18 protein-coding genes and 1 pseudogene are annotated in these 25,889 nt (G+C 38.9%); 10 read left to right on the forward strand and 9 right to left on the reverse strand.

Annotated elements, in window-relative coordinates; genetic code table 11:
• The 5 genes from trwL (ACFIKB_RS01950) to ACFIKB_RS01970 all read right to left on the reverse strand — a co-directional run.
• A partial coding sequence (trwL, locus tag ACFIKB_RS01950) for a VirB2 family type IV secretion system major pilin TrwL (protein WP_375652681.1) occupies positions 1–278 on the reverse strand: 278 nt, incomplete at its 3' end.
• A 73-nt stretch (positions 279–351) separates the two neighbouring features.
• The gene (gene trwL / locus ACFIKB_RS01955) at positions 352–675 is read right to left on the reverse strand and encodes a VirB2 family type IV secretion system major pilin TrwL (RefSeq protein ID WP_375644426.1); all 324 of its coding nucleotides are present in this window, start codon (positions 673–675) and stop codon (positions 352–354) included.
• Entirely contained in the window at positions 638–937 is a 300-nt protein-coding gene (gene korA, locus ACFIKB_RS01960; protein WP_375647334.1) for a KorA family transcriptional regulator, read from the reverse strand. Before korA ends, trwL (ACFIKB_RS01955) begins: the two co-directional genes overlap by 38 nt.
• A gap of 124 nt (positions 938–1,061) precedes the next feature.
• Positions 1,062–1,694, reverse strand: a complete 633-nt coding sequence (locus ACFIKB_RS01965; protein WP_375644427.1) for a TrwN protein — start codon at positions 1,692–1,694, stop codon at positions 1,062–1,064.
• On the reverse strand, positions 1,694–2,308 hold the full coding sequence (locus tag ACFIKB_RS01970; protein WP_375644428.1) for a hypothetical protein: 615 nt from the start codon (positions 2,306–2,308) through the stop codon (positions 1,694–1,696). Before ACFIKB_RS01970 ends, ACFIKB_RS01965 begins: the two co-directional genes overlap by 1 nt.
• Positions 2,309–2,436: 128 nt before the next feature.
• Between ACFIKB_RS01970 and ACFIKB_RS01975 the strand changes: the two genes are divergently transcribed.
• The gene (locus ACFIKB_RS01975; RefSeq protein ID WP_375635480.1) at positions 2,437–2,724 is read left to right on the forward strand and encodes an H-NS family nucleoid-associated regulatory protein; all 288 of its coding nucleotides are present in this window, start codon (positions 2,437–2,439) and stop codon (positions 2,722–2,724) included.
• A gap of 1,536 nt (positions 2,725–4,260) precedes the next feature.
• Here the strand turns inward: ACFIKB_RS01975 and ACFIKB_RS01980 are convergent.
• Positions 4,261–5,538, reverse strand: coding sequence for a ubiquinone biosynthesis hydroxylase (locus ACFIKB_RS01980; RefSeq protein WP_375644429.1), 1,278 nt, complete (start codon positions 5,536–5,538; stop codon positions 4,261–4,263).
• Positions 5,539–6,262: 724 nt separating this feature from the next.
• On the opposite strand from ACFIKB_RS01980, the gene ACFIKB_RS01985 reads away from it, so the two are divergent.
• The 9 genes and pseudogenes from ACFIKB_RS01985 (at position 6,263) to ACFIKB_RS02025 (ending at position 22,839) form a co-directional block, all read left to right on the forward strand.
• Complete coding sequence (locus ACFIKB_RS01985) at positions 6,263–8,704, forward strand: DNA translocase FtsK 4TM domain-containing protein (protein WP_375652682.1); 2,442 nt, start codon at positions 6,263–6,265, stop codon at positions 8,702–8,704.
• A gap of 716 nt (positions 8,705–9,420) precedes the next feature.
• Positions 9,421–9,685, forward strand: a pseudogene (locus ACFIKB_RS01990) (DNA translocase FtsK); the annotation flags it as partial.
• A gap of 122 nt (positions 9,686–9,807) precedes the next feature.
• Positions 9,808–10,416 carry an outer membrane lipoprotein carrier protein LolA gene (locus ACFIKB_RS01995; RefSeq protein WP_375635483.1) on the forward strand — a complete coding sequence of 203 codons (609 nt, stop codon included), beginning with the start codon at positions 9,808–9,810 and terminating at the stop codon, positions 10,414–10,416.
• A gap of 30 nt (positions 10,417–10,446) precedes the next feature.
• Complete coding sequence (locus tag ACFIKB_RS02000; RefSeq protein ID WP_375652684.1) at positions 10,447–11,256, forward strand: exodeoxyribonuclease III; 810 nt, start codon at positions 10,447–10,449, stop codon at positions 11,254–11,256.
• A gap of 67 nt (positions 11,257–11,323) precedes the next feature.
• Positions 11,324–12,805: an efflux transporter outer membrane subunit gene (locus ACFIKB_RS02005; RefSeq protein ID WP_375635485.1), complete on the forward strand. Its 1,482-nt coding sequence runs from the start codon at positions 11,324–11,326 to the stop codon at positions 12,803–12,805.
• Positions 12,802–14,028: an efflux RND transporter periplasmic adaptor subunit gene (locus ACFIKB_RS02010; RefSeq protein WP_375652685.1), complete on the forward strand. Its 1,227-nt coding sequence runs from the start codon at positions 12,802–12,804 to the stop codon at positions 14,026–14,028. The genes ACFIKB_RS02005 and ACFIKB_RS02010 overlap by 4 nt, the downstream gene beginning before the upstream one ends.
• Before the next feature lie 3 nt (positions 14,029–14,031).
• Positions 14,032–16,041, forward strand: coding sequence for a MacB family efflux pump subunit (locus ACFIKB_RS02015; RefSeq protein WP_375635487.1), 2,010 nt, complete (start codon positions 14,032–14,034; stop codon positions 16,039–16,041).
• A 967-nt stretch (positions 16,042–17,008) separates the two neighbouring features.
• Positions 17,009–21,970, forward strand: coding sequence for a DEAD/DEAH box helicase (locus tag ACFIKB_RS02020; protein ID WP_375652686.1), 4,962 nt, complete (start codon positions 17,009–17,011; stop codon positions 21,968–21,970).
• 635 nt (positions 21,971–22,605) lie between these two features.
• Positions 22,606–22,839, forward strand: a complete 234-nt coding sequence (locus tag ACFIKB_RS02025) for a hypothetical protein (protein ID WP_375652688.1) — start codon at positions 22,606–22,608, stop codon at positions 22,837–22,839.
• A 420-nt stretch (positions 22,840–23,259) separates the two neighbouring features.
• On the opposite strand, the gene ACFIKB_RS02030 is transcribed toward ACFIKB_RS02025, so the two are convergent.
• The 3 genes from ACFIKB_RS02030 to ftsE are packed head-to-tail and all read right to left on the reverse strand — an operon-like array spanning position 23,260 to position 25,541.
• Positions 23,260–23,949, reverse strand: a complete 690-nt coding sequence (locus ACFIKB_RS02030) for a YdcF family protein (RefSeq protein ID WP_375647343.1) — start codon at positions 23,947–23,949, stop codon at positions 23,260–23,262.
• Positions 23,936–24,889 carry a cell division protein FtsX gene (locus tag ACFIKB_RS02035; RefSeq protein WP_375647345.1) on the reverse strand — a complete coding sequence of 318 codons (954 nt, stop codon included), beginning with the start codon at positions 24,887–24,889 and terminating at the stop codon, positions 23,936–23,938. Before ACFIKB_RS02035 ends, ACFIKB_RS02030 begins: the two co-directional genes overlap by 14 nt.
• Positions 24,882–25,541: a cell division ATP-binding protein FtsE gene (gene ftsE / locus ACFIKB_RS02040; RefSeq protein WP_015856996.1), complete on the reverse strand. Its 660-nt coding sequence runs from the start codon at positions 25,539–25,541 to the stop codon at positions 24,882–24,884. Before ftsE ends, ACFIKB_RS02035 begins: the two co-directional genes overlap by 8 nt.
• Positions 25,542–25,889 lie beyond the last annotated feature (348 nt).

Here is a 25,889-nt window from a genome sequence, read left to right on the forward strand (position 1 = left end):
CCTGCGATGACAACCCCGATTGCCCACCGTACAAATGTGTCTTTTCCGATGTAGCGTCCTGCATAACCAATTGCTAAACATAAAAGTATAACGGCAGCAGCGATAGGTATAATCACTTTTAAGTCTGCCTGTAACTCTGTTAGAGCAGTCGATGCATTTTTTAAAACGGCTGCTTGTTGTGCATAAGCAGAACTATTCATAAAGAACGCAGCCATAGCTGCAGAAATTGTGATGATTTTGTTGTTACTTTTCGATTGAACACTAATTAACTTTTGCATATTTCACTCTTATTAAAATCTAGATAATATTTTTATATAAATAAACATATTGTATTTATAATTAATGCCATTATTACGTTGTTTTAAATAGCAGTGTAACAAGTTGGGTTGCAGAACCTGCGATGACAACCCCGATTGCCCACCGTACAAATGTGTCTTTTCCGATGTAGCGTCCTGCATAACCAATTGCTAAGCACAAGAGGATAACGGCAGCAGCAACAGGGATAATCACTTTTAAATCTGTCTGTAAATCCGTTAGAGCTTTCGATGCATTTGTTAAAGTGTTTGCTTGGGCTTGTGCATGAGCTGAACTACCCATAAAAAACACAGTTAAAGCTGCAGACAATGCAGCAATTTTATTACGAGCTGTTGTGTGAAGAATATTTAATTGTTTCATGTTCTTTATCCTGATTAAGATTAAAACTCCCACAAATGACCCCTCGTTCATGAAGAAACTTAAAGAGATATTTTGGATCAGCCCAAGTTCTTAGTTTTCCTCTTTGTGTAAGTAACGTATATTTATTTGGCTTTCCGGTGATTGGATCATCGGAAATAAACGTAAAATACCATTCTCTTTCTGAAAGCATCACGACTGTAATCTCACGTGCTGCTTTTTGATTAAATGCTATATCAACGCTGTTTTGTTCTATCATTTTCATTATCTTTGCCCTCAATTAGAAGAGATTTTGTCCAATCTTACTAATTAGAGCTTTAACATTTTCTTATCTACCTTTCATTATAATATCCTATCAAAATTCTAGGGTTTCGTGAAAATATCAGTTGTCACTCTAGCGAGCCTCTCGATGAAGAAGAATTTTCAGCCGAAAAAGCATCGCTGGTGCCACTTTCTTTATGTGTAAATGCATCTTCCTCTCCTCTTGAAGAGGGAGGAAGAGAATCTACGTTAGTTGTCTGTTCTGGTTCTTCTTTTTTAAGCTTTACAGGCTCCTGCAAATCTTCATTTCCTCGTACAGCAGCTTTTACTCCAATATATGAAGTAACTTTCTGTATAGAGGTGTGGTTTGAGTTTTCTGTGTTGTAAAAATTTAGCACAGATTGCAAAGTCGCTTTTTCAAAGATGCACTTTGATGTTGTTTGTTCATAGCAGTAAGTTAAAGCGCTTTGTACAGCTGTAAGATTTCTGCAAAAACCAAATGCATCAAAAAGAGAAAACAATTTCACATTTCCAACACCAATTTGCCCTAAAATTATGTTAAAATTATGTTTGCTCTGTCTAAACTGTTCAGTTGTTGCGATTGTTTCCTTAAGCTGAGATGATTGATAGAAGAAGTTATCTTTATCATCTGTTATATAGACATTGTCCCGCGCTTCTTGTTCGGCGATAACTGAAAATGTTATGGGAGGCGTATTGGATATGTATGCAGCAGCAAAAAATGTGAAATCTGGAACAATCATTAGCAATACACCTTATTATGAAAAATTTTATTAATACAAATGCTAATTCTTTGTGGTGCGTTTTTTCGTTGTCTTTTGATTTTATAAATTTGCAGAACGAAATTGTTTAGCGTAGAATATTCCCTGTGATTACTGTTTTGTTCTCTTCTAAGAATATTTCTAATATATGCGAATATCCAACCAACAAGATAAAAGTGTGGAATAAAATAGAGCACATTACGCCAACCAATATTATTGGAATCACGAAAAAATGCGCTGCTTTTAAAAAATAATAATCTTTGATACTGTATTGAAGCTGCTTGTTTTATATAATTTTCTAGTTGCAAAAATCTTTTCAAAAAAAATTTATACGAAGTAAAAATCCGTTGTGTATGAGGGGAGGTTTTATTGTCATAATGAACCACACTATCATTATACAGAGAGGGCTTGTTCTTTGTTGCGTATTGCCATAACTTATAGAGTGACGATTTATATTTACTTTTGGCTACTGATTCATGAGAGTCAGAGAGGTGTGATGGTGTTTGAGCACTGCATTTAGTAGTTCCAGCGATTGAACTGAAAAAAGATGCAGTGGTGGTAATTGATGTACCAATAAACAGTTCTTTGTGGTCCAAAGCACATCTCCGTCAAAGTGATATATGTATCGTAATTTTAATTTCGATAATAAATAGACGAAAATTGTCTATAATTGTGTTTAAAATATGGCAAGAAAAAATTCTTTTTTGCAAGGGGAGTAATTAAGGTGAATGATCTCAAAAATATGAATTTTGATGAACTACAAGAGATGCGTACACAAATCGATATGGAATTAAAAAAACGGCAAGCAAAGGAAAAGCAAAATGCGCGACGAAAAATTCTTGAAATTGCTAATGCCCATGGAATTGATATCGCTGATCTTGTGAGCAAAGAGCGCCATTATAGAAATCCCAATAACCAATGGGAATTATGGAATGGGCGTGGACGTAGGCCTAAGTGGATTAAAGAGTGGTTGGAGAATGGGTATACACTTGATGAACTTGAAGTAACATAACACGTGTGCGATATTTACAAGATAAGGGAATACCAAGGAATGTAAATGTAAGAAGTATGCTCTTTTGGGTAATTTGATTGTATAGATATACTGAACGAATATATTAAAGTATTGAGTGATCAAATAAAATGATAGGGGGCATGAATAAATGTATTTAAATGAAAAAGGTCTTGTTGTTATAATCTGGCAAGCATAATGATGATGCCAGATTATAATATTGTAATTGCTTTTGGCATTTGAGAGAGGGGGATATTTTACTTCTTTTTATAGTTTTATTGACTCTTTACAAAAGTGGTCGAAATGAGAATAATTTATTGCATGGGGATTTTCACTTAATATGTAAAATGATAATTTTATCAATTAATAAGTTAATAAATTAGCATAGTTATATTTTTGAAATATTGTTCTGTAGAACAAGTCTGATGTTATAGATTTTGTTTGGTCTTTTTTCTGTAAGATTATATATGAGGCATTTACTTTATTTATCGTTCGTTTTGTTGAGATGAGTGAGTGTGTAGGAAATGAAAAATTTTTATGGCTGTTATGGGGTTTATAGAATTTATGACATATTTCTGAGCGTTTGTGATTAAAATTCATTTATGAGCATTTATGAATAATGAATAAAGAGCTTATTTGAAAATAAAAGGATTGAGTCATTTCTATTGCGGTTTATCTTCTTTTATGGTGTGAAATAGGGGGGGGTGATATGCAAGTTTACAATTGTGTGTGATGGTATAGAGTACGGAACACTTTGTTATATATTAGAATATTTTTTCTAAAATCGTGTGGTATTCCACAATAAGTTAAAGGGTTAGTCTGAGGAACAGAATACCTCAAACAGAATACAGTTGTGTTACCAATTTACGTGCTTTTTTTAAAAGAAAAATTTTTCAATGCAACTAAGCTTATTTTATGGTGCTTCTCGTGAATAGTATAACGTAAAAGTCCCTATGATTACATAAAATCCATTTTGTACACCACCATTTTTATTTCAATAAAAAATATAAGCCGGCGCCATTATACACTTTACTCACCTCCAATGTTACTAAAGCCCTTAGTACTTGAGAGGGTAAGGATTCTTATTGCTGTTTTATTTATACGACACTCCTGCTTGTGATGTGCAAGTGAATGATTTTGATTGCTTCAACATGAGAGAGATTTGAATTAAGGGTATTTTATGATCGTTAGATTTATCACTCAATATGAGAACAATGAATTTATTATTATAAATAAAATGTTGTGTGCTAAAAGGTCTTGTTTATTTCGTTATGACGTGAAATGGCTTCTTTTAAGGTGTGGTGATATAAGGCAACCTCTTTGAGACATTAAATGTTTTTTTTCAGTGCGTGGTGAATATTCTTAGAATGTATCTCGCTTGTCGAGTCTTATATTAAGTGAAATATGGCAGGAGGAAGTCAAGAGAAAATTACTCGACAGGAATCTGGTTTGTAAACAGATTGGATGAGATAGGAATTTTTTGTTCTTTGAAGGAGGGAGGCAAAGGTTGTAAAAAAGTGAAATAGGATGAATTTTTGCTTAAAGTGGGAAGCCGTGTAGAAGGCGTGGGGCATTTGGAGTGAGTCCGGCAGCTTCTTGGATGAAGTATTTTTTTATTTTTGGCGCTTGATTAACAATACCAAGGCCGGTATCGCGGAGCATCCGTAAAAGAAGGCTATCATTAGAAAAGAGTTTATTAAGCCAATCATTGCTTAAAGCCATACGGACAACTTCAAAACGTCTCCAGCTTTGATAGCGCTCTAAAGCAGTGAGGGAGCCAATGTCAAGACCTAGTCGTGCTGTTTCAATAATCACTTCAGCGAGGGCAGCGCTATCGCGTAATCCTAAATTGAGTCCTTGTCCTGCAATGGGGTGGATGGTATGGGCGGCATCGCCAACGAGAGCAAAACGTGGTTTAACGCATTGACGTGTTAAAGAAAGACTCAAAGGAAAAGCTTGACGTTCGCCATTCCAAGAGAGTTTGCCTAATCGATGGCCAATGCGTCTTTCGAGTTCTGTTTCAAAAATAAGGGCATTAGCTTTGAGATAATATTGCGCAGTTTTATGATCTTCATTCCACACAATGGCAGATCGGTTGCCTTTGAGAGGGAGAAGAGCAAAAGGACCGGCAGGTAAAAAATGTTGAATTGCTTGACCATTATGGGGTTTTTCATGTTCAACTGTACAGATGATTGCTGTTTGTTTATAGGGATGAGAAAAGTTTTTAAGACCTGCTTTTTGGCGTAATTTCGAATGGGCTCCGTCGGCTGCAATAAGCAATTTTGTTTGCCAAACCTCTTCATTATTTAAAGTGACGGTTTTATGTTGGTCTTCTTGATGAAAATCAATGACACGCGTGTTTGCAATAACAGGGATATTGAGATCTTTGACACGTTTTTTTAAAGTGTTGATGAGTTCTCTCTGCTCTACCATAGCAGCAAAGGGCTCACCAGGGTTAATGTCGCCTTCAAAGGTTAAAAGAGTGGGTTTGACAGGGTCACTTGTGCTTGTATCTGTGATGATCATTGAATGAATGGGTTGCGCATAGGGTTTTATAGGTTCCCAACATTGTAATTGTTTTAACATACGAATAGAAGCAGCAGCAAGGGCAATGGTTCGTATGTTAGAAGCAGGAGTATCTTCTTGTGGAGCAGCATCAACGATTTTTATTTTCAGATTAGGGGCTGTTTGCTTGAGTGCTATCGCTAAGGTTAAACCGACAGCCGCTCCCCCTGCAATGAGAAGATCACATTGTTTTGTTTTATGAGATTTAATTTTTTTATTTGGTTTTACGTCTTTATTGCGATTAGAACACACAATATTTCTTCCATTGTTTACAGTTTGCTTTCTTTTAAAAAGAATATCTTTTTAAATTGCCTAAAATATCTTAACGTTTACTTTTCTTTCTGCTTTACAAAAACGAGGTTCTTTTTTGGCGCCAATCTGATGACAGATTGGTTTTTGAGAGTTCTTCTGCTTCATCATTTATGTGATTCATTTTACAGATTTATCGGATAAGCTGTTTTGAATGTCCTCTTCAATTCTTTTTACACTTGGTTGATAAAAAAGAAAACTAAAAATAAACAAAGATGATCGTATATTTTTTAAGTTGTATGAGTGTACTTTAGTATGCCTGTCCTGAAGGGGGATATTTAGTTAGTATGATAGATAAAAAATTGTGTTCATTCGTGATGGTTAAAACAGTATTAATATTTTGCCGTTATCATGATGTAGTGTAAAAAACATCATCTGTTTAGGAAGGTGCTATAGGACCCATGTAAAACTTTACACATGAGGTGTTTTTTGGTTGATCCTGTGATAAATATTCAGGGAGATCTTTTTGTGCGCCTTATGAAGGATAGTCTCTTAAGGTGGTGATATATGAAGTGGGTTAGAAGGTAGAACGCGCTAGATAAGAAGTCGGATTATTTACAGGCTATTTTGTTTACAGATCGGCACAGAGTTTAAGCTTCACCCTTTTGTAAGAGAGAGGGAGTTATAACTCTTTAAAATATGAAAGTTTTGTATTTGGAATTGATAGATGCACCGAAGTTCTTCTCCTTATGATTCATTAGAAGTGCGAAATTCTCAAGGTTCGCGTCTTATTGAGATGTTTTTACGTCAGATAGGGGTATTTATTGGGCTTGGGCTTTTGGGCTTTATTATTTTTTGTGTGTTTGCTTTGGCGACGTGGAATGTTGCGGACCCATCTTTAACCCATGCAAGTACAAATGAGGTTACAAACCTTATGGGGTGGATGGGGGCAATTTTTTCAGATTTTATTATGCAGTTTTTTGGCTTGGCAAGTCTTGCTGTTTTGTTGCCGCCATTATTTTGGTCTTTTCTCTTGTTGGCGCAAAAGAATATCTACAATTTGACTTTGCGCTTTTTTTTATGGGTGCTATCAACAATTTGTTTTTTAATTGCTTTTGCCCTTATGTCACCTGTTGCTTCTTTTACTTATTGGCCATTGCCAATGGGATTGGGAGGGGTTTTAGGAGATAAAGCTTTAAGTGTTGCTTCTTCAGTCTTTCCTCTCTTTCTTTCTCCTCTTTACACGGTGTTTTTTAGTGTTGTTTTTATTCTTTTAGGTTTTTTCACTGCTGCTTTTGCTGGCAATGTGATATGGCGGCGTCGAACAAAGAAAAGAAAAGAAAAAAGCATTCCAAAAGACGCAATTGTTAATCCAGTTTTTGAATTGGAAGAAGATACGGAATATGCTGCAGAGGATGATCGTGAAAATCATGGTTTTTTTGCGACAACTTTTGGCGCTCTTTTACATCTTTTTTATTTTTTACAAGCGCGTTTCTTTCGTTTGTTCTGTTTCAAAAGCCGTTTTCAGAGTAAGGGGCAAGGAAAGTCATTTGATCGGATTGAGCCAACTTTTTTGGGTGAAAAAGTAAAGTGTGAGGAAAATCAAAATAAAGCCTATGTTTCTCCTGTTAAAAATCGAAAGTCTTTAACAGCTTCTTCAAATGGTGGTTTTGTTCTTCCTCTTGTAGATTATCTTTCGGTTCCACCACCGTCTGTTAGGGATGCAAAACTTTCTCCTGCTGTTTTAAGAGCAAATTCTCAGGAACTTGAAGGGGTTTTGTTAGATTTTGGAGTCAAGGGGCAAATTATTGATGCTTGTCCTGGACCGGTGGTAACTTTGTATGAATTTGAACCGGCTGCCGGCATTAAGTCTTCCCGTATTATTGGTTTGGCAGATGATATTGCACGCTCGATGCGTGCGATTTCGGCGCGTGTTGCGGTGGTTCCAGGGCGTAATGTGATTGGAATAGAATTGCCCAATACAAAGCGTGAGATGGTTTATTTACGAGAAATGTTGCAGGCGCAAGAATTTATTGAAAGCAAAGCAAAATTAGGGCTTGCTTTGGGTAAGACAATCGGGGGGGAAGCTGTTATTGCAGATTTAGCAAAAATGCCCCATCTTTTGGTTGCTGGGACAACAGGATCGGGAAAGTCTGTTGCTATCAATACAATGATTTTATCATTGCTTTATCGGATGACACCTGAACAATGTCGTCTCATTATGGTGGACCCGAAAATGCTTGAGCTTTCGGTTTATGATGGCATTCCTCATTTATTAACGCCCGTGGTGACAGATCCTAAAAAAGCCGTGATTGCTTTAAAGTGGGCTGTTCGTGAAATGGAAGAGCGCTATAGTAAAATGTCAAAACTGGGCGTTCGTAATATTGATGGGTTTAATGCACGTCTTAGGGAAGCAGCAAGTCAGGGAGAGACAATGGCGCGGACAATTCAAGTGGGCTTTGATCATGAAACTGGTGAGCCTCTTTATGAAACGGAAACGCTTGATTTTAGTCCTATGCCCTATATTGTTGTTATTATTGATGAAATGGCTGATTTGATGATGGTTGCTGGTAAAGACATTGAAGGCGCGGTTCAACGCTTGGCACAAATGGCACGTGCTGCCGGTATCCATGTAATTATGGCGACACAGCGTCCTTCCGTCGATGTTATTACTGGAACGATTAAAGCCAATTTTCCTACACGTATTTCTTTTTCGGTGAGTTCAAAAATCGATAGCCGAACAATTTTAGGTGAACAGGGGGCTGAGCAATTATTGGGACAAGGAGATATGCTTTTTATGATGGGAGGAGGACGTGTTCAACGTGTGCATGGTCCTTTTGTTGCGGATGATGAAGTGGAGCAGGTTGTTGCGCATCTCAAAGCGCAAGCACGACCTGATTATTTGGAAACAATTACGCAAGAAGTTGAAGAGGATGGTGCTGATGTTTCTTTGGCTTCTCCTTCAGAAGATGATCCCTATAGTCAAGCTGTTGCTATTGTGCTTCGTGATCGTAAGGCTTCGACCTCTTATATTCAACGCCGTTTAGGCATTGGTTATAACCGTGCTGCGACATTGATTGAGAGGATGGAAGAAGAAGGTATCATTAGTCCAGCAAATCACGCAGGGAAACGAGAAATTTTAGTGCCTGCCGAAGAAGAACGCTTTTGAAAAATCTTTATAGTTGTTTTTATAATATCTTATAAAACAAGTGTTTATCCCACTTTATCGTAGAAATTCTGCATTTTCATACACCAGCTCTCGATTTGCGATAGCTCCTTGGCACTTGAGACTCTTTATAAGGGGATTCTTTATCTTATATAATTTTTATCCACACACCAACCTTGCTTGTAACGTGCAAGAAAATGATTTCAATTGATTCGATATGAGAAAGTATGTGATGAGAGAACCTTCCTGTATTTGGCGTTATGATTTAAGTTAAAAAGATAAATTATTATAAATCAATATCTTGGTATAAAATAATGTCATTGCGAATGTAGGGGTATAAAAGCATGTAAGGCTTGATATTTAAGTGTTTTTTTTAGTGCGCTCTAAATATTGAGGGCAAGGCTTATCTGTCGAGCCTTATATAAATGAATCATATGGGGTGGGAAGCCAAGTGAAATCTGCTAAACTCCAAACTGTTTACAGACTGGTTCGGGTGAAAATTTTTATTCTTTTGGATTGGAAGGAAGTCAAAAAAGCATTTTTGCCACTTAAAAGAGTTTTCAGGTGCGTGAGCAATATGTTTAGTACTTAATCCGTTATGTATTGACTATAATTTATGTTGCTTCACAGATTAGGGGTGGGAAAGAATATATTATGCGTTTAGAAAATCAGCAGAAAAACGGGAAATTTGGATGCTTTCGGAAACTTAAACGCAGACTAATTATTTGGAAACGATACCGCAAGAAATAAAGAAGGATGTTTCTTTAGCTTTTTCTTTAGAAGATGATTCCTATAGTCAAGCTGTGGCAGTTGTACTTCGTGAACAGTAAGGCTTCGACTTCTTATATTCAACGCCGTTTAGGTATTGGTTATAATTGTGCCGCAACATTGATTGAAAGGATGGAAGGAGAAGGCATTATTAGTCCAGCAAATGATATGGGTAAGCGGAAAGTTTTGGGGACGGTCGAAGAAGAATACTTTTAAAAATCTTTTGATAGTTTTTTCAAACAATATCGTTATCTTATAAAGAAGGGTATTTATTCATCGTTGATTACTTAAGTTATAAATTATAAAGTCAATTAAGTATTGCTTGGGAGCATTTTTTTATGAAAACGTCTTTTTTGTCGCAAAGAAGAGTCTTTGGGTTGGTGGGAATTATTATCTTTTGGTGTTTAACTTTTCCTGTTTTTTCGCAAGCGTCTAATAAAGTGATAAAGGCGCAAAATGTTGTAAATCACTTTGCGGCAATCAAAACAATGACAGGTGATTTTATTCAGTTTAGTCCAAAGGGGAAAATGTCTCAGGGGACATTTTACCTAGAGCGTCCAGGGAAAATTCGTTTCATTTACAAAAAAATGCCCTTACAGATTATTGCAGATGGTCAATTTGTAGGTATTAACAATCGGGCTTTGAATACTTGGAATTTTTCACAACTTTCGCAAACGCCAATGAAGTTTCTGTTGGGTGATAAAATTGATGTATCTTCTGGGCGCTTGTTGGCATTTCGCGAAGATCCAGGGGCTGTGACGATTGTTCTGCGTGATAAAACGATTGGGGCAGGGCAAATAAGGATGGTTTTTGATTCTAAAGGCTCTGCTTTGCGCCAGTGGACAATTGTTGACCAACAAAATTTGGAAACTACTGTGCAGATTATGAATGTGCGGACGGACGTCCGCTTCGCTAATGGAATGTTTACACTTCCTTCAAAGAAATAGTGCTGTGTTATTTCATTGGGATTGAAATGGATGTTCTTTCGTATTGCAACTTGGAATATTAATTCTATTCGTTTGCGTCTTGCACAGGTTTTTCAGTATTTGGAACTCTTTTCCGCAGATGTTTTGTGTCTACAGGAAACAAAATGTCCAGATGCTTTATTTCCAGTGGAGGCTTTTGAAGCGGCGGGTTATAAGCATATCGCATTGAGTGGACAAAAATCTTATAACGGGGTGGCTATTGTTTCTCGGTTGCCTTTTAAAAAGGTAGAAAAGCGTTTCTTTTGCCAAAACCAAGATTGTCGCTATATCTCAGTTATTGTGGAAGCCCATGGGAGAAGCTTGCGGATTCATAATTTTTATGTTCCTGCTGGGGGAGATATTCCTGATGCTGATGTGAATGAAAAATTTCGGCATAAGCTTGATTTTTTAGAAGAAATGTCCTCCGTATGTGCGGATCAAGGAGATGGTCTTTCTTCTCTTTTGGTGGGCGATTTAAATATTGCTCCTTTGGCAGAGGATGTTTGGTCTCATCAGAAATTGTTGAAGGTTGTAAGCCATACTCCCATTGAAACCGAGCGTTTAAAAGCTTTATGCTGTCAAGGTGGATGGGTTGATCTGATGCGGTTACATATCCCTGTTCCTACCAAGCTTTACACATGGTGGAGTTATCGTGCACGCGATTGGGCATTTACCGATTATGGGCGGCGGCTTGATCATGTTTGGTCTTCTCCTGATTTAACACCTTTTGTTGTAGATCTTTCGATTTTTCGTGATGCACGCGGATGGGAACGTCCTTCAGATCATATTCCTGTGCAAACTGTATTTGATTTTTCACGTTAAGTTTGAAATAAGAAGTAAATAAAGTATTAATATTAAATAATGATTCTGAAAGAATGCGGGAGACTAGATGTATATCAGAAATCTCAAAAGGGGCGCTTCTCGTGGATTACTTTCTAGTATCTTTTTGTGTTTGCTTTTGTCAGGATGTATGGTTGGTCCTAATTACCAGAAAACATCTTTTCGTGTTCCAGCAGTTTGGGGAGAAAAATCTGCACAGGCGTCTGGGCAGTCAGTTGCGCTTGCCGGATGGTGGCGGCGTTTGAATGACCCCGTTCTAGATGCGTTAATGGATTATGCGATTTCTGGAAATAATAATGTTGCTGTTGCCAAAGCTCGGGTACGTGAGGCGCGTGCGGGTTTAGGACAGGTTGTAGGAACTCTTTTGCCAAATGTGTCCAATTCAATTTCAGGAACCCGTAGTCATTCTGGACAGTCTGATGCATTGTTAAACCAATATCATAGTGGTTTTGATGCAAGCTGGGAGCTTGATTTTTTTGGTGGGCATAAACGAGCGGTTGAAGCAGCGCGTTATGGTCTTGATGCGGCTGTGGAAGATATGCGCGCTACCATGGTGATATTGTTAGGAGATGTGGCAACAAATTATGTACAAATGCGTGGTTGGCAACAGAAGTTGTTGATTGTGCGACAAATTGCTGTATCACAGCGTAAAACCTATGAATTGATGCGCGCTAGATTAACAGCTGGTGATGTTTCTGAGCTTGATGTTTCAAATGCGCAAGCGCAAATGGCAAATACAGAAGCGGATATATCACAGATGGAAGCGAATTTAGCAATGAGCGTTCATCGCCTTTCTGTCTTAACTGGTCGTGTGCCTACGGCATTGAAGGATCTTTTACAAAAAAATGCTAAACATGCAAAGATTCCACAACCACGCTGGCCGATACCAGCAGGAATTCCAGCCGATATTTTGTTAACACGTCCGGATTTGCGACGGGCAGAGCGTCAATACGCGCAAGCAACAGCGCGGATTGGTCAGCGTGAAGCAGATCGCTATCCATCACTTACTTTAACAGGTAATATTTCGACAGCCGCAACGGCGATTGATCAGTTATGGAAAAATTCAACGATTGGCTGGTCTTTTGGACCTGGTCTTCGTTTACCTCTTTTTAATGGAGGTCAGGTTGAGGCTTCTATTGCTGTTGCGCGTGCACAACGTGATCAAGCTTTTATTACTTATCGGGCTGCTGTGTTGGGAGCTTTAGAAGATGTAGAAAATGCGCTGGTAAGATTAACTAAAGAACATCAACGCTTAGAAAAGCTAATCGTTGCGAATAAAGCTTCTCTTCATTCCTTAAAACTTTCACGGAGCCTTTTTGAGAATGGAAATACCAGTTTTCTTGAATTGTTAAACGCTGATCGCTCTTATTATTCTGCACAAATGGCACTTAAAGATAGCCGTGTTTCTTTGGTTACGCAATATATCACGTTGATGAAAGCATTGGGGGGGGGCTGGGATGGCGTTGTTGATGTATCACGTCCGGAAGTCGTTGATGGTGCACCTCGTTCGCGTGCAAAGGTAGGGAAATGAAAAAAAGTCTACTCAAAAATTTCATTACAAAACACAAAAAACTTTCCTTCTTTTTAACTGCCATATTCCTTCTTCTCTTGTTTTTATGGTTGCGTTCTGTTGTTTTTGGAACATCTAGCCCAACTTATATAACAGCGGTGGTGAAGCGTGGGGATATTGAGGAAAGTGTTTTAGCTTCTGGTCTTGTACGTCCTTATCGGTTGGTGGCTGTTGGTGCGCGTGCAACAGGGCGTGTGGTATCAATGCGCGTTTCTCCTGGGAGTGTTGTGAAAGAAGGCGATCTCTTGGCAGAAATTGATCCTACAGATCAAGAAAATGATTTAAAAAGAAAAAAAGCAGCATTATCTCACTATTATGCGAGTTTGGTAGAACAAGAAGCCCATCTTTCTCTTGCGCAGAAAAATTTAGCACGTCAGAAAAAAATGATCGAGTCACGTGCGGTTTCACGGGCTAATCTCGATGATGCTGCGACACAAGTAAAAATACGTGAGGCGCAAATTGCTCAACTTCAACAGCAGATTGTGCAAGCACAAATTGATGTGGATAGTGCAGAGGTCAATTTAGGTTATACACGCATCATTGCCCCTTCAGCGGGAACGGTTTTGGCAACAGTTGTGGAAGAAGGACAGAACGTGAATGCGGTTCAGTCGGCGCCAACAATTGTTATTTTGGGCGATTTGTCAAAGATGACGATCAAGGCGCAAATCTCAGAAGCTGATGTTCTTAAAATTCAGGCTGGACAACCACTTTATTTTACAGTTTTAGGGAATTCGCAGCGTCGTTATGAGGGCGTTTTAGAAAAGATAGAGCCGGCTCCTGAAGCAATTCGTGCTGATGTGAGTATTAACCCTGGTATGGTAGGGGGGTCTAGTGCTTTAATCTCATCAGCTATTTATTATAACGGAATTCTACATGTTGATAATGCGGACAATTTTTTGCGAACCTATATGACTGCTCAAGTTCATATTATCTTAGGGCGTGCTCAAAATGTCTTGTTGGTTCCAAGCGATGCTTTACGCGATGAGACAAAAGAGCATAAGGCATGGGTTTCTGTTTTGGAGGGGGGAAACAAGGTGGTTACTAAACAGGTGAGCGTTGGATTGAATAATAAGGTGATGGCAGAGATTGTTTCAGGACTTAATGAGGGTGATGTCGTTATCACTGGCTCGCCTGATGGGGTGATGCCAGAACCTTCTGACGTGCATAGTGAAGACGAGATTTAAACCATGAACACAAACCAAGCAGATGCTGTCCTTGTGTTGGAAAATATTGTACGTAAATTTCCAGCGGGCGAAACATTTGTTACTGTTTTGAAGGACATCAATCTTACCATTAAGCGCGGTGAAATGGTAGCGATTGTGGGAGCTTCTGGTTCAGGAAAATCCACATTGATGAATATTTTAGGTTGTCTTGATCGGGCAACTTCTGGTCGTTATTGGATTGCAGGGAAAGAAACAGCTTCTCTTTCAGCTGATGAATTATCGGCTTTGCGGCGCAATCATTTTGGTTTTATTTTCCAGCGTTATCATTTGTTGAATGAGTTGACAGCTCTTGGGAATGTTGAAATTCCGGCTATTTATGCAGGATGTGCTGTGGAAGCAAGGAAAAAGCGTGCACAAGATCTTTTAACGCGCTTGGGCATGGGTGATCGGGTGAATCATCGTCCAAATCAACTCTCAGGTGGTCAGCAACAACGGGTGTCTATTGCTCGAGCGTTGATGAATAATGCGGAGGTTATTCTTGCCGATGAGCCAACTGGTGCACTGGATAAACAGAGTGGACAGGAAGTGTTGCGTATTTTGGATGAGCTTCATCAAGAAGGTCGTACTATTATCATTGTAACTCACGATATGCAGGTGGCCAAAAGAGCAGAGCGTATTATCGAAATCAGTGATGGAGAAATTATTGCTGACAGTATGACAAAGGTTGCAAAGAAAAGAGCAGCGGGGGCAAAAATAAAAACGGATAGTCAATCTTTTTATGAAAAACAGAAACTAAAAGTTAAACAACAGCTTGGCTCTTTTCGGTCTTTTGTTGAGCGGTTTCGTGAGGCATTTATTATGGCTTTGTTGGCAATGAATGCACATCGAATGCGAACTTTTTTAACAATGCTTGGGGTGATTATCGGTATTGGGGCGATTATTGCTATGGTGGCTTTGGGAAATGGTACACGAGAGAAAATTTTGGAAAATTTTAAAAGCTTGGGTGCTAATACATTAACAATTTTACCTGGCAAAAGTTTTTCTGATCCACAAGCAGAGAAAATAACAACTCTTGTTGAAGCTGATGCAGAAGCCTTGTCTGGGTTACCTTATGTTTCTGGTGTAACGCCTCAGATTTCAACAAGTTCGAAAGTGCGTTTTGGTGCAGTTGAAGTCAATGCCGTCATTGTGGGGGTGGGAGAACAATTCTTTCAGACACAGGGGCTTAAAGTTTTCAAAGGACAGTTTTTTGATCAAAAAAGTGTGCATGATCGGGCGGTTGATCTCGTGATTGAGAAAGAAGCATTGTCTGTTCTTTTTCCCCATAGCCATGAGAGCCCCCTTGGCAAAGTGGTGCTTGTGGGTAATGTTCCAGCGCGCATTATTGGTGTTGTTGATTCGCAAAATAACGCAAATGGAAATACATCAAATACATTACAGCTTTATTTGCCCTATACAACAGTGCAAACGCGTTTTCTTGGCACAACAGAAGTTCGTGCGATTACCGTTAGGATTGCTGATGATGTCGATTCACATTTAGCGGAAAACATGGTGAAACGTTTTCTCATTATGCGGCATGGTGGAGAAGATTTTTTCATTAGAAATTCAGAATTCTTTCGTGAACGTATCATGGAAAGTACACATATCTTAACACTTTTAATTTCTTCAATTGCAGCTATTTCCCTGATTGTGGGTGGTATTGGGGTGATGAATATTATGCTGGTCACCGTTTCTGAGCGGATCAATGAAATTGGTGTGCGTATGGCAGTTGGTGCACGCCAAAGTGATATTTTGCAGCAGTTTCTCATTGAAGCGGTGTTGGTTTGTGTCATTGGTGGTGGTTTGGGGATCTTGCTTGGGCTTTCTATCGGTGGTTTATTTCTTCTGTTTAAAGCGCCTATCCACTTGGTTTATACGATTGATTCGATCATTTTATCCCTTACTTTTTCAACCCTCATTGGAATCTGTTTTGGTTTTTCTCCAGCGCGGCAAGCTTCACGGCTTGACCCTGTTGTCGCTCTTTCACGCGATTAAGCTTTATCAATTGTAGGGCATGTTTGTTGTGATGTTTTCCACTTGGAAGAAGCGTTTATGAAGCGAAACATGGATGGGAAAAGTTTAGCATTATTTGCTGTTCTATTTTAGAAAACGCTTTATTCGTTAAGTGAAGCGTGCTTTATATAACGTTAAAGGATGAAGTTTTACGGCACAACGTATCATGAATAAATTTCCCTTGTATTTTTATAGCTATACAAAATACAAGGCGCGATAACTTTAGGATTTTAACCTAAAAGTAAGAGGGGAAAGGGGAGTGTATATCTGTTAATAAACAAGATAAAAAAGAAGCAAGTTTAAACGAAAAGCAGCTTATATCCCAAAAATGAACGGGTATACGAGGCGAGTTGGTCTTCTATAGTTTTTCTTTTCCTTTTGTTTATTCGTTACCCTGTTTTTTCTCACAAATTGTATGGCAAAGGGAGGGGCGTTGGTATTGGTAACGTTTGGTTTTAAGATTCTTTATGGCTTTATGCGACGGAGATATAGGTTTTTACGAAGCTCCAGTTTTGTAGGGAGAACGAGATGAATACACTTATGGGCTCATGTTGCTGGGAATGTTAATTGCTGTATTCATTATTATGTGTATTGGTATAGCTGATTATTGGTTTTATGATATACTTTTATTGCGTTTAGCACCTCCTGAATATGAGCTTAAACTATTTTCAATAGATAAATATCAAAAAAAGCTCACCAAAATAATGAAGCAAATCTCTACATTCTTGTGCGTGATTACATGATATTTATCAGGGATGTGGGAAGAGCAGATTCTATTCTTTTGTTGATAAGTAAAACTTTATTCATTTGTTTTGTTTAGTACATATTCCATTATAAATATTGGTTCATTCAGTAAATCGAGTTATCTAAAGTCTTTTGGGGGAAATAATAGGCATTGACCAATTTGGCTAGACTCGATAATTGAAAGTATTTTTCATTGGGGGGAAGCATGACGCTGCAATCGCTTTTACAGACATATCGTGACGAAGCGCGTACCGAACGGGACAAAGGTACATATTTTGAGCGTTTTGCTCTTGCTTATCTGACACATGATCCTCTTCAGTTTGGGTGTTATGAAAAGGTTCAAACCTTTAAAGATTGGGCTCGTGAAAATGATTGGGATGGTCATGATACTGGCATCGATCTTGTGGCAAAGATTCGTAATGAAGAGGGTTTTGCAGCAATCCAATGTAAATTTTATGATGCATCATATCGGATTAGAAAAGCAGATATTGATAGTTTTATTTCGGCATCAGGGAAAGCTCCATTTAAGCGGCGTGTTATTATAGATAGCACTGAAAGTGCTTGGAGTGATAACGCTGAAACAATGATACGGGGGCAGGATATTCCTGTTATACGGATTAATCTTTCCGATATACAACAAAGTCCGATCCGTTGGGAAACTTTTGCAGCCCAGGGCAAAGTTGTGTTGGAGGATAAAAAGAAAATCCGTCCACATCAGCAGGATGCGTTGCGTGATGTGCGTGCTGGGCTTGCTCAAGCAGATCGGGGTAAGCTTATTATGGCTTGTGGTACTGGTAAGACATTTACCAGTCTTAAAATTGCTGAGGATTTAGCGGGTGAAGGCAAGTTTGTTCTGTTTCTTGTTCCTTCCTTGGCACTGATGTCACAGACGGTCCGTGAATGGACAACGGATGCAGAAATCGGATTGAGATCCTTTGCTGTCTGTTCAGATACACAAGTGGGAAAGCGTCGTAAAAATAGTGATGATGTTGCTGAAATTGATGTGTTTGATCTTGCTTTTCCGGCGACAACCGATGCTGCTAAACTTGCAGAACAGGCGGGTAAGAGTGTTGCAGATAGGATGACCGTTGTGTTTGCAACCTATCAATCCATTCAAGTGGTTGCGGATGCTCAGAAAAAGTATGGTTTGCCAACATTTGATCTTATTATTTGTGATGAAGCGCACCGTACAACAGGGGCAACGCTGGTTGGAGAGGATGAATCCAATTTTGTTAAGGTGCATTCTAATGATGTTATTCGTGCCAAGAAGCGCCTTTATATGACAGCGACACCACGTATTTTTGGTGATAACGCAAAAAGTCGCGCGAATGAAGCCAATGTTGTTCTTGCTTCGATGGATGATGAAAAGCTTTTTGGTAAAACACTTTTTTATCGGGGGTTTTCTTGGGCAGTACAAAATGATCTTTTAACGGATTATAAGGTTATTGTCTTAGCAATGGATGAAAAATTGGTCAGTTCCGCTGTTCAGAAGCGTCTTAGTGATGACCAGTCTTCACTTGTTCTTGATGATGCAACGAAGATTATTGGTTGTTATAAGGCGCTGACAAAACAAGATCTGAAGGCTGATGTTGGTGCGGATCCACACCCCATGCGTCGTGCTTTGGCGTTTTGCAAGACTATTGAAAGTTCTAAACTGGTGTGTGATGAATTTTCTGCGGTTGTTAGAGAATATCTTGATTATACGAAAGAGGATACGGAAAATGAGCACTTTCTGAAGTGTGAAATTGAGCATGTTGATGGCACTTTCAATGCGAAGGATCGTGGTGCATTACTTGATTGGCTGAAAGCTGATAGTGGTGAGGATGTTTGTCGTATTTTGACCAATGCACGGTGTTTGTCTGAGGGGGTGGATGTTCCGGCTCTGGATGCGATCATGTTTTTAAATCCACGTAAGAGCCAGATTGATGTTGTGCAAGCGGTTGGGCGGGTGATGCGTCGGTCTGAGGGCAAAAAGATGGGGTATGTCATTTTGCCAATTGGTATTCCCTCTGGGATTCCAGTGGAACAGGCTTTGAACAACAATGATAAATATCGGGTTGTTTGGCAAATTTTAAATGCTTTGCGTGCGCATGATGATCGTTTTGATGCGACGATTAATAAGGCATCGCTGAGCCAAGATATTAGCAATGTGATTGAGATTATTGGTGTCACACAGAGCACTGAGTTACAGGCTGTTACAGCTGTTGTAGACAATCTTCCACTACGCTCACAGCCTGCACGAGCGGGAATTGGAGCACCGGAATATGATTTAACTCGTACAAATCAGCTAAACAAGGAGTTTTCTTTCCCGGTGGATGAAATTTCTCGTGCGATTTTGGCAAAGATCGTCAAGAAATGTGGGACACGTGATTATTGGGAAGATTGGGCGAGCAACATTGCTGAAATTGCTAAGAATCATATCACGCGTTTAACAGGTATTCTGGCAGAGCCAAATACTGAGGCGCGTCAAGCCTTTGACAGGTTTGTAGCAGAACTGCGTGATGATTTAAATGATGCTGTTACAGAGGCTGATGCGATTGAGATGTTGGCACAGCATATTATCACGCGTCCTGTCTTTCAGGTGTTGTTTGAAGGGTATCAGTTCACACGTGAGAATCCTGTCTCGCGTGCTATGCAGCGTATGCTTGATGTGCTTGATGAGGCAAACCTTGATAAGGAATCTAAAGATCTTGAGAAATTTTATGCAAGTGTAAAATTACGCGCCAGTGGCATTACGGATCCAAAAGCAAAACAGAGGTTGATTGTAGAGCTTTATGATAAGTTTTTTCGTTATGCTTTTCCACGTACTGTAGAAAAACTAGGCATTGTTTATACCCCCGTTGAGGTTGTGGATTTTATTTTGCACTCTGTCAATGATGTCTTAGAGCAAGAATTTGGGCAAACACTTGGCTCATCTGGTGTGCATATCATGGATCCCTTTACAGGAACGGGGACTTTTATCACGCGGCTTTTACAATCGGGTCTGATAAAGCCAGAGGAGATGAAGCATAAATTTTGTCATGAAATTCATGCCAATGAAATTGTGCTTTTAGCCTATTATATTGCAGCCATTAATATTGAGACGACCTATCATGGTCTGATGGGGGGCGATTATGTTCCGTTTGAGGGAATTTGTTTAACCGATACATTCCAGCTTTATGAGCAAGAAAAGGACCTGATCAGTGATTTGCTGGTGGATAACAGCACACGTCGATCACGCCAGAAGGAACTGGATATTCGTGTTATTGTTGGCAATCCCCCTTATTCTTTTGGACAAAAAAGTGAAAACGACAATGCACAAAATATTGGCTATCCTAAATTGGATTGTCGTATCCGTGAAACTTATGCTGCTCAATCCAGTGCAAGCCTTATGCAAATGCTTTATGATAGTTATATTCGTGCCATTCGCTGGGCAAGTGATCGCATAAAAGACTGTGGTGTTATTGGTTTTGTAACTGGTTCTGGTTATGTTGAAAAATTAGCAATGGATGGACTCAGAAAAAAATTGAGTGAAGAATTTTCGAGCATTTATGTTCTCAATTTGCGGGGTGATATTCGCAAAAATATGATGAGCAAAGGGCGTGCTCAAGAAGGGCAAAATGTTTTCGGCAGTGGAAGCATGACAGGTATTGCTGTGACATTATTTGTTAAAAATCCAAATGTTACGGAGCATTGTAAAATTCACTATTACGATATTGGTGATAATCTCACGACAAAAGAGAAATTATCTAAACTTCAGCGGTTAGGTAGTGTTGGCGGTATCAAGCGTGAACAAGGCTGGCAGATGATTACACCAGATGAGCACGGTGATTGGCTGGATCAACGCAACAGTGATTTTGAAAAATTTTTAGCCTTAGGTGATAAGAAGGGCAGTGATAAAAAGCTTTTTGAAAATTTTTCTCTTGGTATTGCGACTAATCGTGATGCATGGGCATATAATTCAAGCCGTGAAGCTTTAGCAAAAAATATGAGCAATATGATTACTTTCTATAATAATGAAGTGGAACGTTTTAATAATGCTTATTCACATACTGATCGTAAGGTGCGTGTGAATGCTGTAAACGATTTTGTAAATTCAGATGTCAGAAAGATTAGTTGGAGTCATAATATTAAACAAGAACTGATAAGAGGAAAAGCTTTTAAATTTGAGGAAACATGTTTTATTAAAAGTCTTTATCGTCCTTTCATGCAACAATGGCTTTATTATAACCGTACTTTCAATGAAAGAGTGTACCAAATGCCGCGTATCTTTCCGATGGGGAAAGCGGTTGAAAATAGGGTCGTACAAATTACAGGGTTGGGAGCAAGGAGTGGTTTTTCTGCTCTGATGACTAAAGATTTACCGGATTTAAATATGATGGATGGTGGTAGTCAATGTTTTCCACGATATGTTTATGAAGATGCTGCATCCTTAGGAGGTAAAGAGGAAGATCAGGTTTATTTGTTTGCAAATTTTGCAGAGGAAAGCAAAGAAATTGGTTTGCAGCGGCGTGATGCACTCACAGATGAAGGGTTGGTATATTTTAAGGCAGCATATCCTGGTGAAATGATAACAAAGGATGATTTGTTTTATTATGTTTATGGGATTTTGCATTCTGAGGATTATCGTGCACGTTATGCGCATAATTTGTCTAAACAATTGCCACGTATCCCAACAGTTAAAAAAGTAGAGGATTTTTGGGCTTTTGTAACAGCGGGGCGAAATCTTGGTGATTTGCATATGAATTATGAAGAGGTTGAGCCCTATCCTGTTACCTATAAACAGGGTGATCCAAGAACTTGGATGATTTCTGATGAGAAGAGTTTCTATCGTGTTGAAGCGATGAAATTTGCTGGTAAGCGTGGCGCTATTGATAAAAGCACAGTGATTTATAATGCGCATATCACGATGCAGAATATTCCTCTTGAAGCTTATGATTATGTAGTCAATGGCAGGTCTGCTCTTGAATGGGTTATGGAGCGCCAGATTGTCAAAACGGATAAAGCGAGTGGGATTGTGAATGATGCTAATCGCTATGCTGTTGAAACGGTGGGTAATCCGGCCTATCCTCTGGAATTGTTTCAGCGGGTTATTACGGTAAGCTTGGAAACAATGAAAATTGTGCGCAGTCTTCCAAAATTGGAAGTGAGAGAAACTGAAAATGTTCAGTTATCCATTGTGACGTAAAACAGCGCTGTGTCGTAACAAACTGGCACTATCATACACTTTGCCAGCTCGTGGGTATTGCGACAGTTTTTGGCACTTGAGACAAGTCCATAAGAGGCATGTCTTTTTTGTACAGTTTTACGCCACGCAAGCTCTCTTCCCTTGTGATGTGCAAGAAAATGGTTTTGATTGATTCAACAGAGAATAGATTTAAAATGAGAGAATCTGATGATATTGAGAGATCTCATTCAAGTTGTAGCGTATAAACTTTCCTTATAAATCAATATGTTGTATGTGATAAAACATCTTAGGTAGTAGACGGATAAAATGATGACGCATGCGCTTTAGCGACAGTGATGAATAGCTTTAAGCAGAGCTTGTTCGTTGAGCCTTATGTGAGTAAACCATATAAATGGGGAAGCTGAGAGGAACTTTCCCAGAGAAGTAGGATTGTTTACAAACCGTTGCTGATGGGAATCATCGTCCTTTGAGCGGGGGTGATTGGAAGTGAACAGGGAGAACGCATTAGACAAGAAGCTGGATTGTTATTGTTTACAGATCGCTAGAGTTTAAAAATTTTCGTTCTTTTTTGGGGAGGCAGCCAAACAAAAAGTGTTTTTAGTGGGAAATGATTTCAAAAAAGATTGCGATAAAAAGTGTGGGATGTTCGTGGTGGTGTGCGTTTTGAGCTTATTCCTATCTGTGATCTAAAATGCTCTTATGAAGATGCTTTGTTGAATGAAGAGATTGTTACTAATATATTGGTTTATAATGATAGTTTAACCTTCTCTCTGTTGAATGAGAAATCTAAGTATCATAAATTTTCTTATTTTAAATCTATTAAAATTACTTCTTTTCATGTCATACGAGGTTGGTATGCTCGTGTTTAAAAAAGGCGAAAGCATGTCTCTTACCAATCATCCCAAGTGGTGTAAGAGCTATCGTAATATTGGGGGCGGTAAAATATAGGATGGGGTGGTTTGCATTTTTTATGAAGCGTAAAGAGGGTGGTATAAATAGATCTCTATAACAAGTCGGGAGATCTTATAGTTGTCTGGGCGCTCTATTTACAAGAGCTTATATATTGAGATGGCATGTACAGATCCCGTGCTGTGAGATATGTTTGGGATGTGAGAGATGTCTTGGGTGAATGTGCAATACAGTGATACGTGTATTGGGGTATTCTGTGTTATATGAGGGTAGCTCTGTCGAGCTTTTATAGAAGCAACCTCGTGTGGAAGGCTATGGAAAGAACGGTATGAAGCGGTCAGAAGATGGCAAGGTTTTTAAAAAAGTCAGAAGGATAAAGATTAGAATGCGGTTCTGATATAGACTTGGAGCGTTTTAATATATTGGAATATGAGAATGCGGATTTGATTGATCTGTTGTATTGCGCTTTCAGCATTGCTCTTTTTAACAGGATAAGCAATGAAATGGATATCAGGCATTAAATACTTAAGTTCTCGCATTGAGCGCCACATATGGTAATCATGGGTGACGATATAAAGGGTTTTATAGTGGTGTTTTTTGATCCAAGCAGCACTTTCTTTGGCGTTCCCTTGGGTGTTAATCGCTTGATGCCCAATGTCAATACAACATGAGACAAGCCGTGGGGTAATATGCCTGTTATGCATGAAACCTTTCAGATTGGTTGTGGTGTTTACGCCACTGATAAGGAGTCGTGAACCAAGCCCCTTTTGTAAGAGATGGATTCCTGTCTCTATTCGGTTTTCTCCGCCTGTAAGCACAATGATGGCATCAGCTTTGGGGAGAGGCTTTGGGGGAGAAAGTCGTTCAGTTTTTTCAGAAAAAACAATAAAACCGCCCCAGAAAATGAAAACAATGATTGCAAGAGTAAGTGTTGTCGGTGGAAAATAGCGAAATAAAAAGCACACAGACCAACGATAGTGGGGTGGTTTTGGAAGAGGACGTTCTAAATTGTTTTGCCTCAACGAGTTGGAATGGTAGGAGTGGTAAGTCATAAAATTAAAATAAACCATTTTCACATTGATCGATTTTTTTCAGTTGCGCTAAAATAGTCATGCGGTTTGTAAGAGTGGTAAGAAAAGAAACGAAAATAATAAGAAAAATGATTTTTCCGTAAGGAATGGAACTTATGGAAATATGTCCAAACAAAGCTGTTACTTGGCTAGCTTCCACTCTTCCCAAGTTATAATTCGTCCAGAGACAAAAGGCTAAAAACAGAAATATGCTTGTGAGACCACCATATAAAGCACCACGCAGCGCAGTTTTAAAAAAATGCCAGTCAAATTGGCGGGCAATGAAAAGAGTTTCAGTACCAAGGAAATATAAGACATTGATAATATGCGCATTTTCTGCCAATGCATTGCGGGTGGTAAAAATGATGGTAAGAATAAGAGAGCCTAGAACCAATGCTAAAATTGAAAAACCGATGAAAACAGTGGTGTGTGCCATGGTTGCAAAACGATGGACCCAAACACGGTGATCATCAAATTGACCTCCTGGAATTTGGGTTTTAATGGCGTGATTAATGGCTGCAAAATTGATTTTCTCATCCTCTTTCAGGGTCACAATGATAAGACGGGGAAGGGGCAGTTCATTGACATTAAAGCCTGTTCCAAGCCATGGTTCCAGTAATTTTTCTGTAGCTTTTTGGTCAACAATTTTTGCATCTTGTACACCAGAAAATGTTTTAACCAATTGTACGGCATCACGGAGTGCTTTATTGATATCAACATTGTCCATGGGGCGTATTTGTATTGTTGCTTCATAGCTAATCTGATTACTCCAATTTTGGGCGGCACGTTGGACTAAATCAACACCGATTAAGGTGAGGCTTGAAAGAAATGTCATAATAGCAATCACGGCAACCAGTGCTTTTCCAGAAATATTACCACTGGGAATAATCGCTGTTGTATTTTTTTTATTGCTTGTAAAAATGGGGAAAGACTTATTCATGAATCGTCATCCGTCCGTTATGGAGAAGCATACGCCGTGCTGCAACTTGTTCCATTAAGGCAATATCATGGGTAGCAATGATAACAGCTGTTCCAAAACGATTTAATTCAATAAACAAACGGAGTAGGCGTTTTGCCAAGGGCGGATCGACATTTCCGGTAGGTTCATCGGCAAGTAGAATTTCAGGTTGATCAATGAGCGCGCGTGCAATGGCTACCCTTTGTTTTTCTCCGCCGGAAAGAACTGGTGGTAAAACATGAATATGATCTCCAAGACCTACCCAACAGAGAAGATCTTCCACTTCACTGCGATAGGTTGCCTCTTCTTGTCCTTTAATGCGTAAAGGTAAGGAGACATTTTCATAAGTGGTCATGTGGTCGAGTAAACGAAAATCTTGAAAAACAACACCGATACGTTGTCGCAGCGCAGGGAGCTCTTGTCGTTTGAGTAACGCTGTGTCTGTTCCAAATAAATCAATATGACCGCGGGTGGGTTTGATTGCCAAAAACATAAGACGCATTAACGACGTCTTCCCTGCTCCAGAGGCGCCAGTGAGAAATTGAAATGATCCAGGAGGAATATGAAAGCTAATATCACGAAGGACCTCAGGTCCCATTCCATAGCGTAGACCGACATTTTCAAAATGAATCACTTTTTATTATTACTCCTGATTTTATATTGCATCATTTATTCTAAGAACTCTTACTTTCATTACTTTAGATTTTTGTTGTAAGCTTGGTTATTTTAGATTTCATGGTTTTCAATATTTTTTACACACCCTCGTTATAGATAAATATTTTTGCTCAAGAATATTATCACTTATACTTTCTCTTTTTAGCTTTATCTATGATTTTAGCAGGAATTTCAAAGTGATTCTAGCATAAACATCAGAACTATTTTTCCTTCTTTCTCAGAGGCTTTTTTGCATTGAGTGGGTACTGGGTGATTTTAAAAAGCTATGTTGCTCTTTTTATCTCACTTTCTTATTCCTATTCGCATT

Origin of the sequence: Bartonella sp. MR110HLJHH, assembly GCF_042194225.1 — a bacterium.
Lineage (GTDB): Bacteria > Pseudomonadota > Alphaproteobacteria > Rhizobiales > Rhizobiaceae > Bartonella > Bartonella grahamii.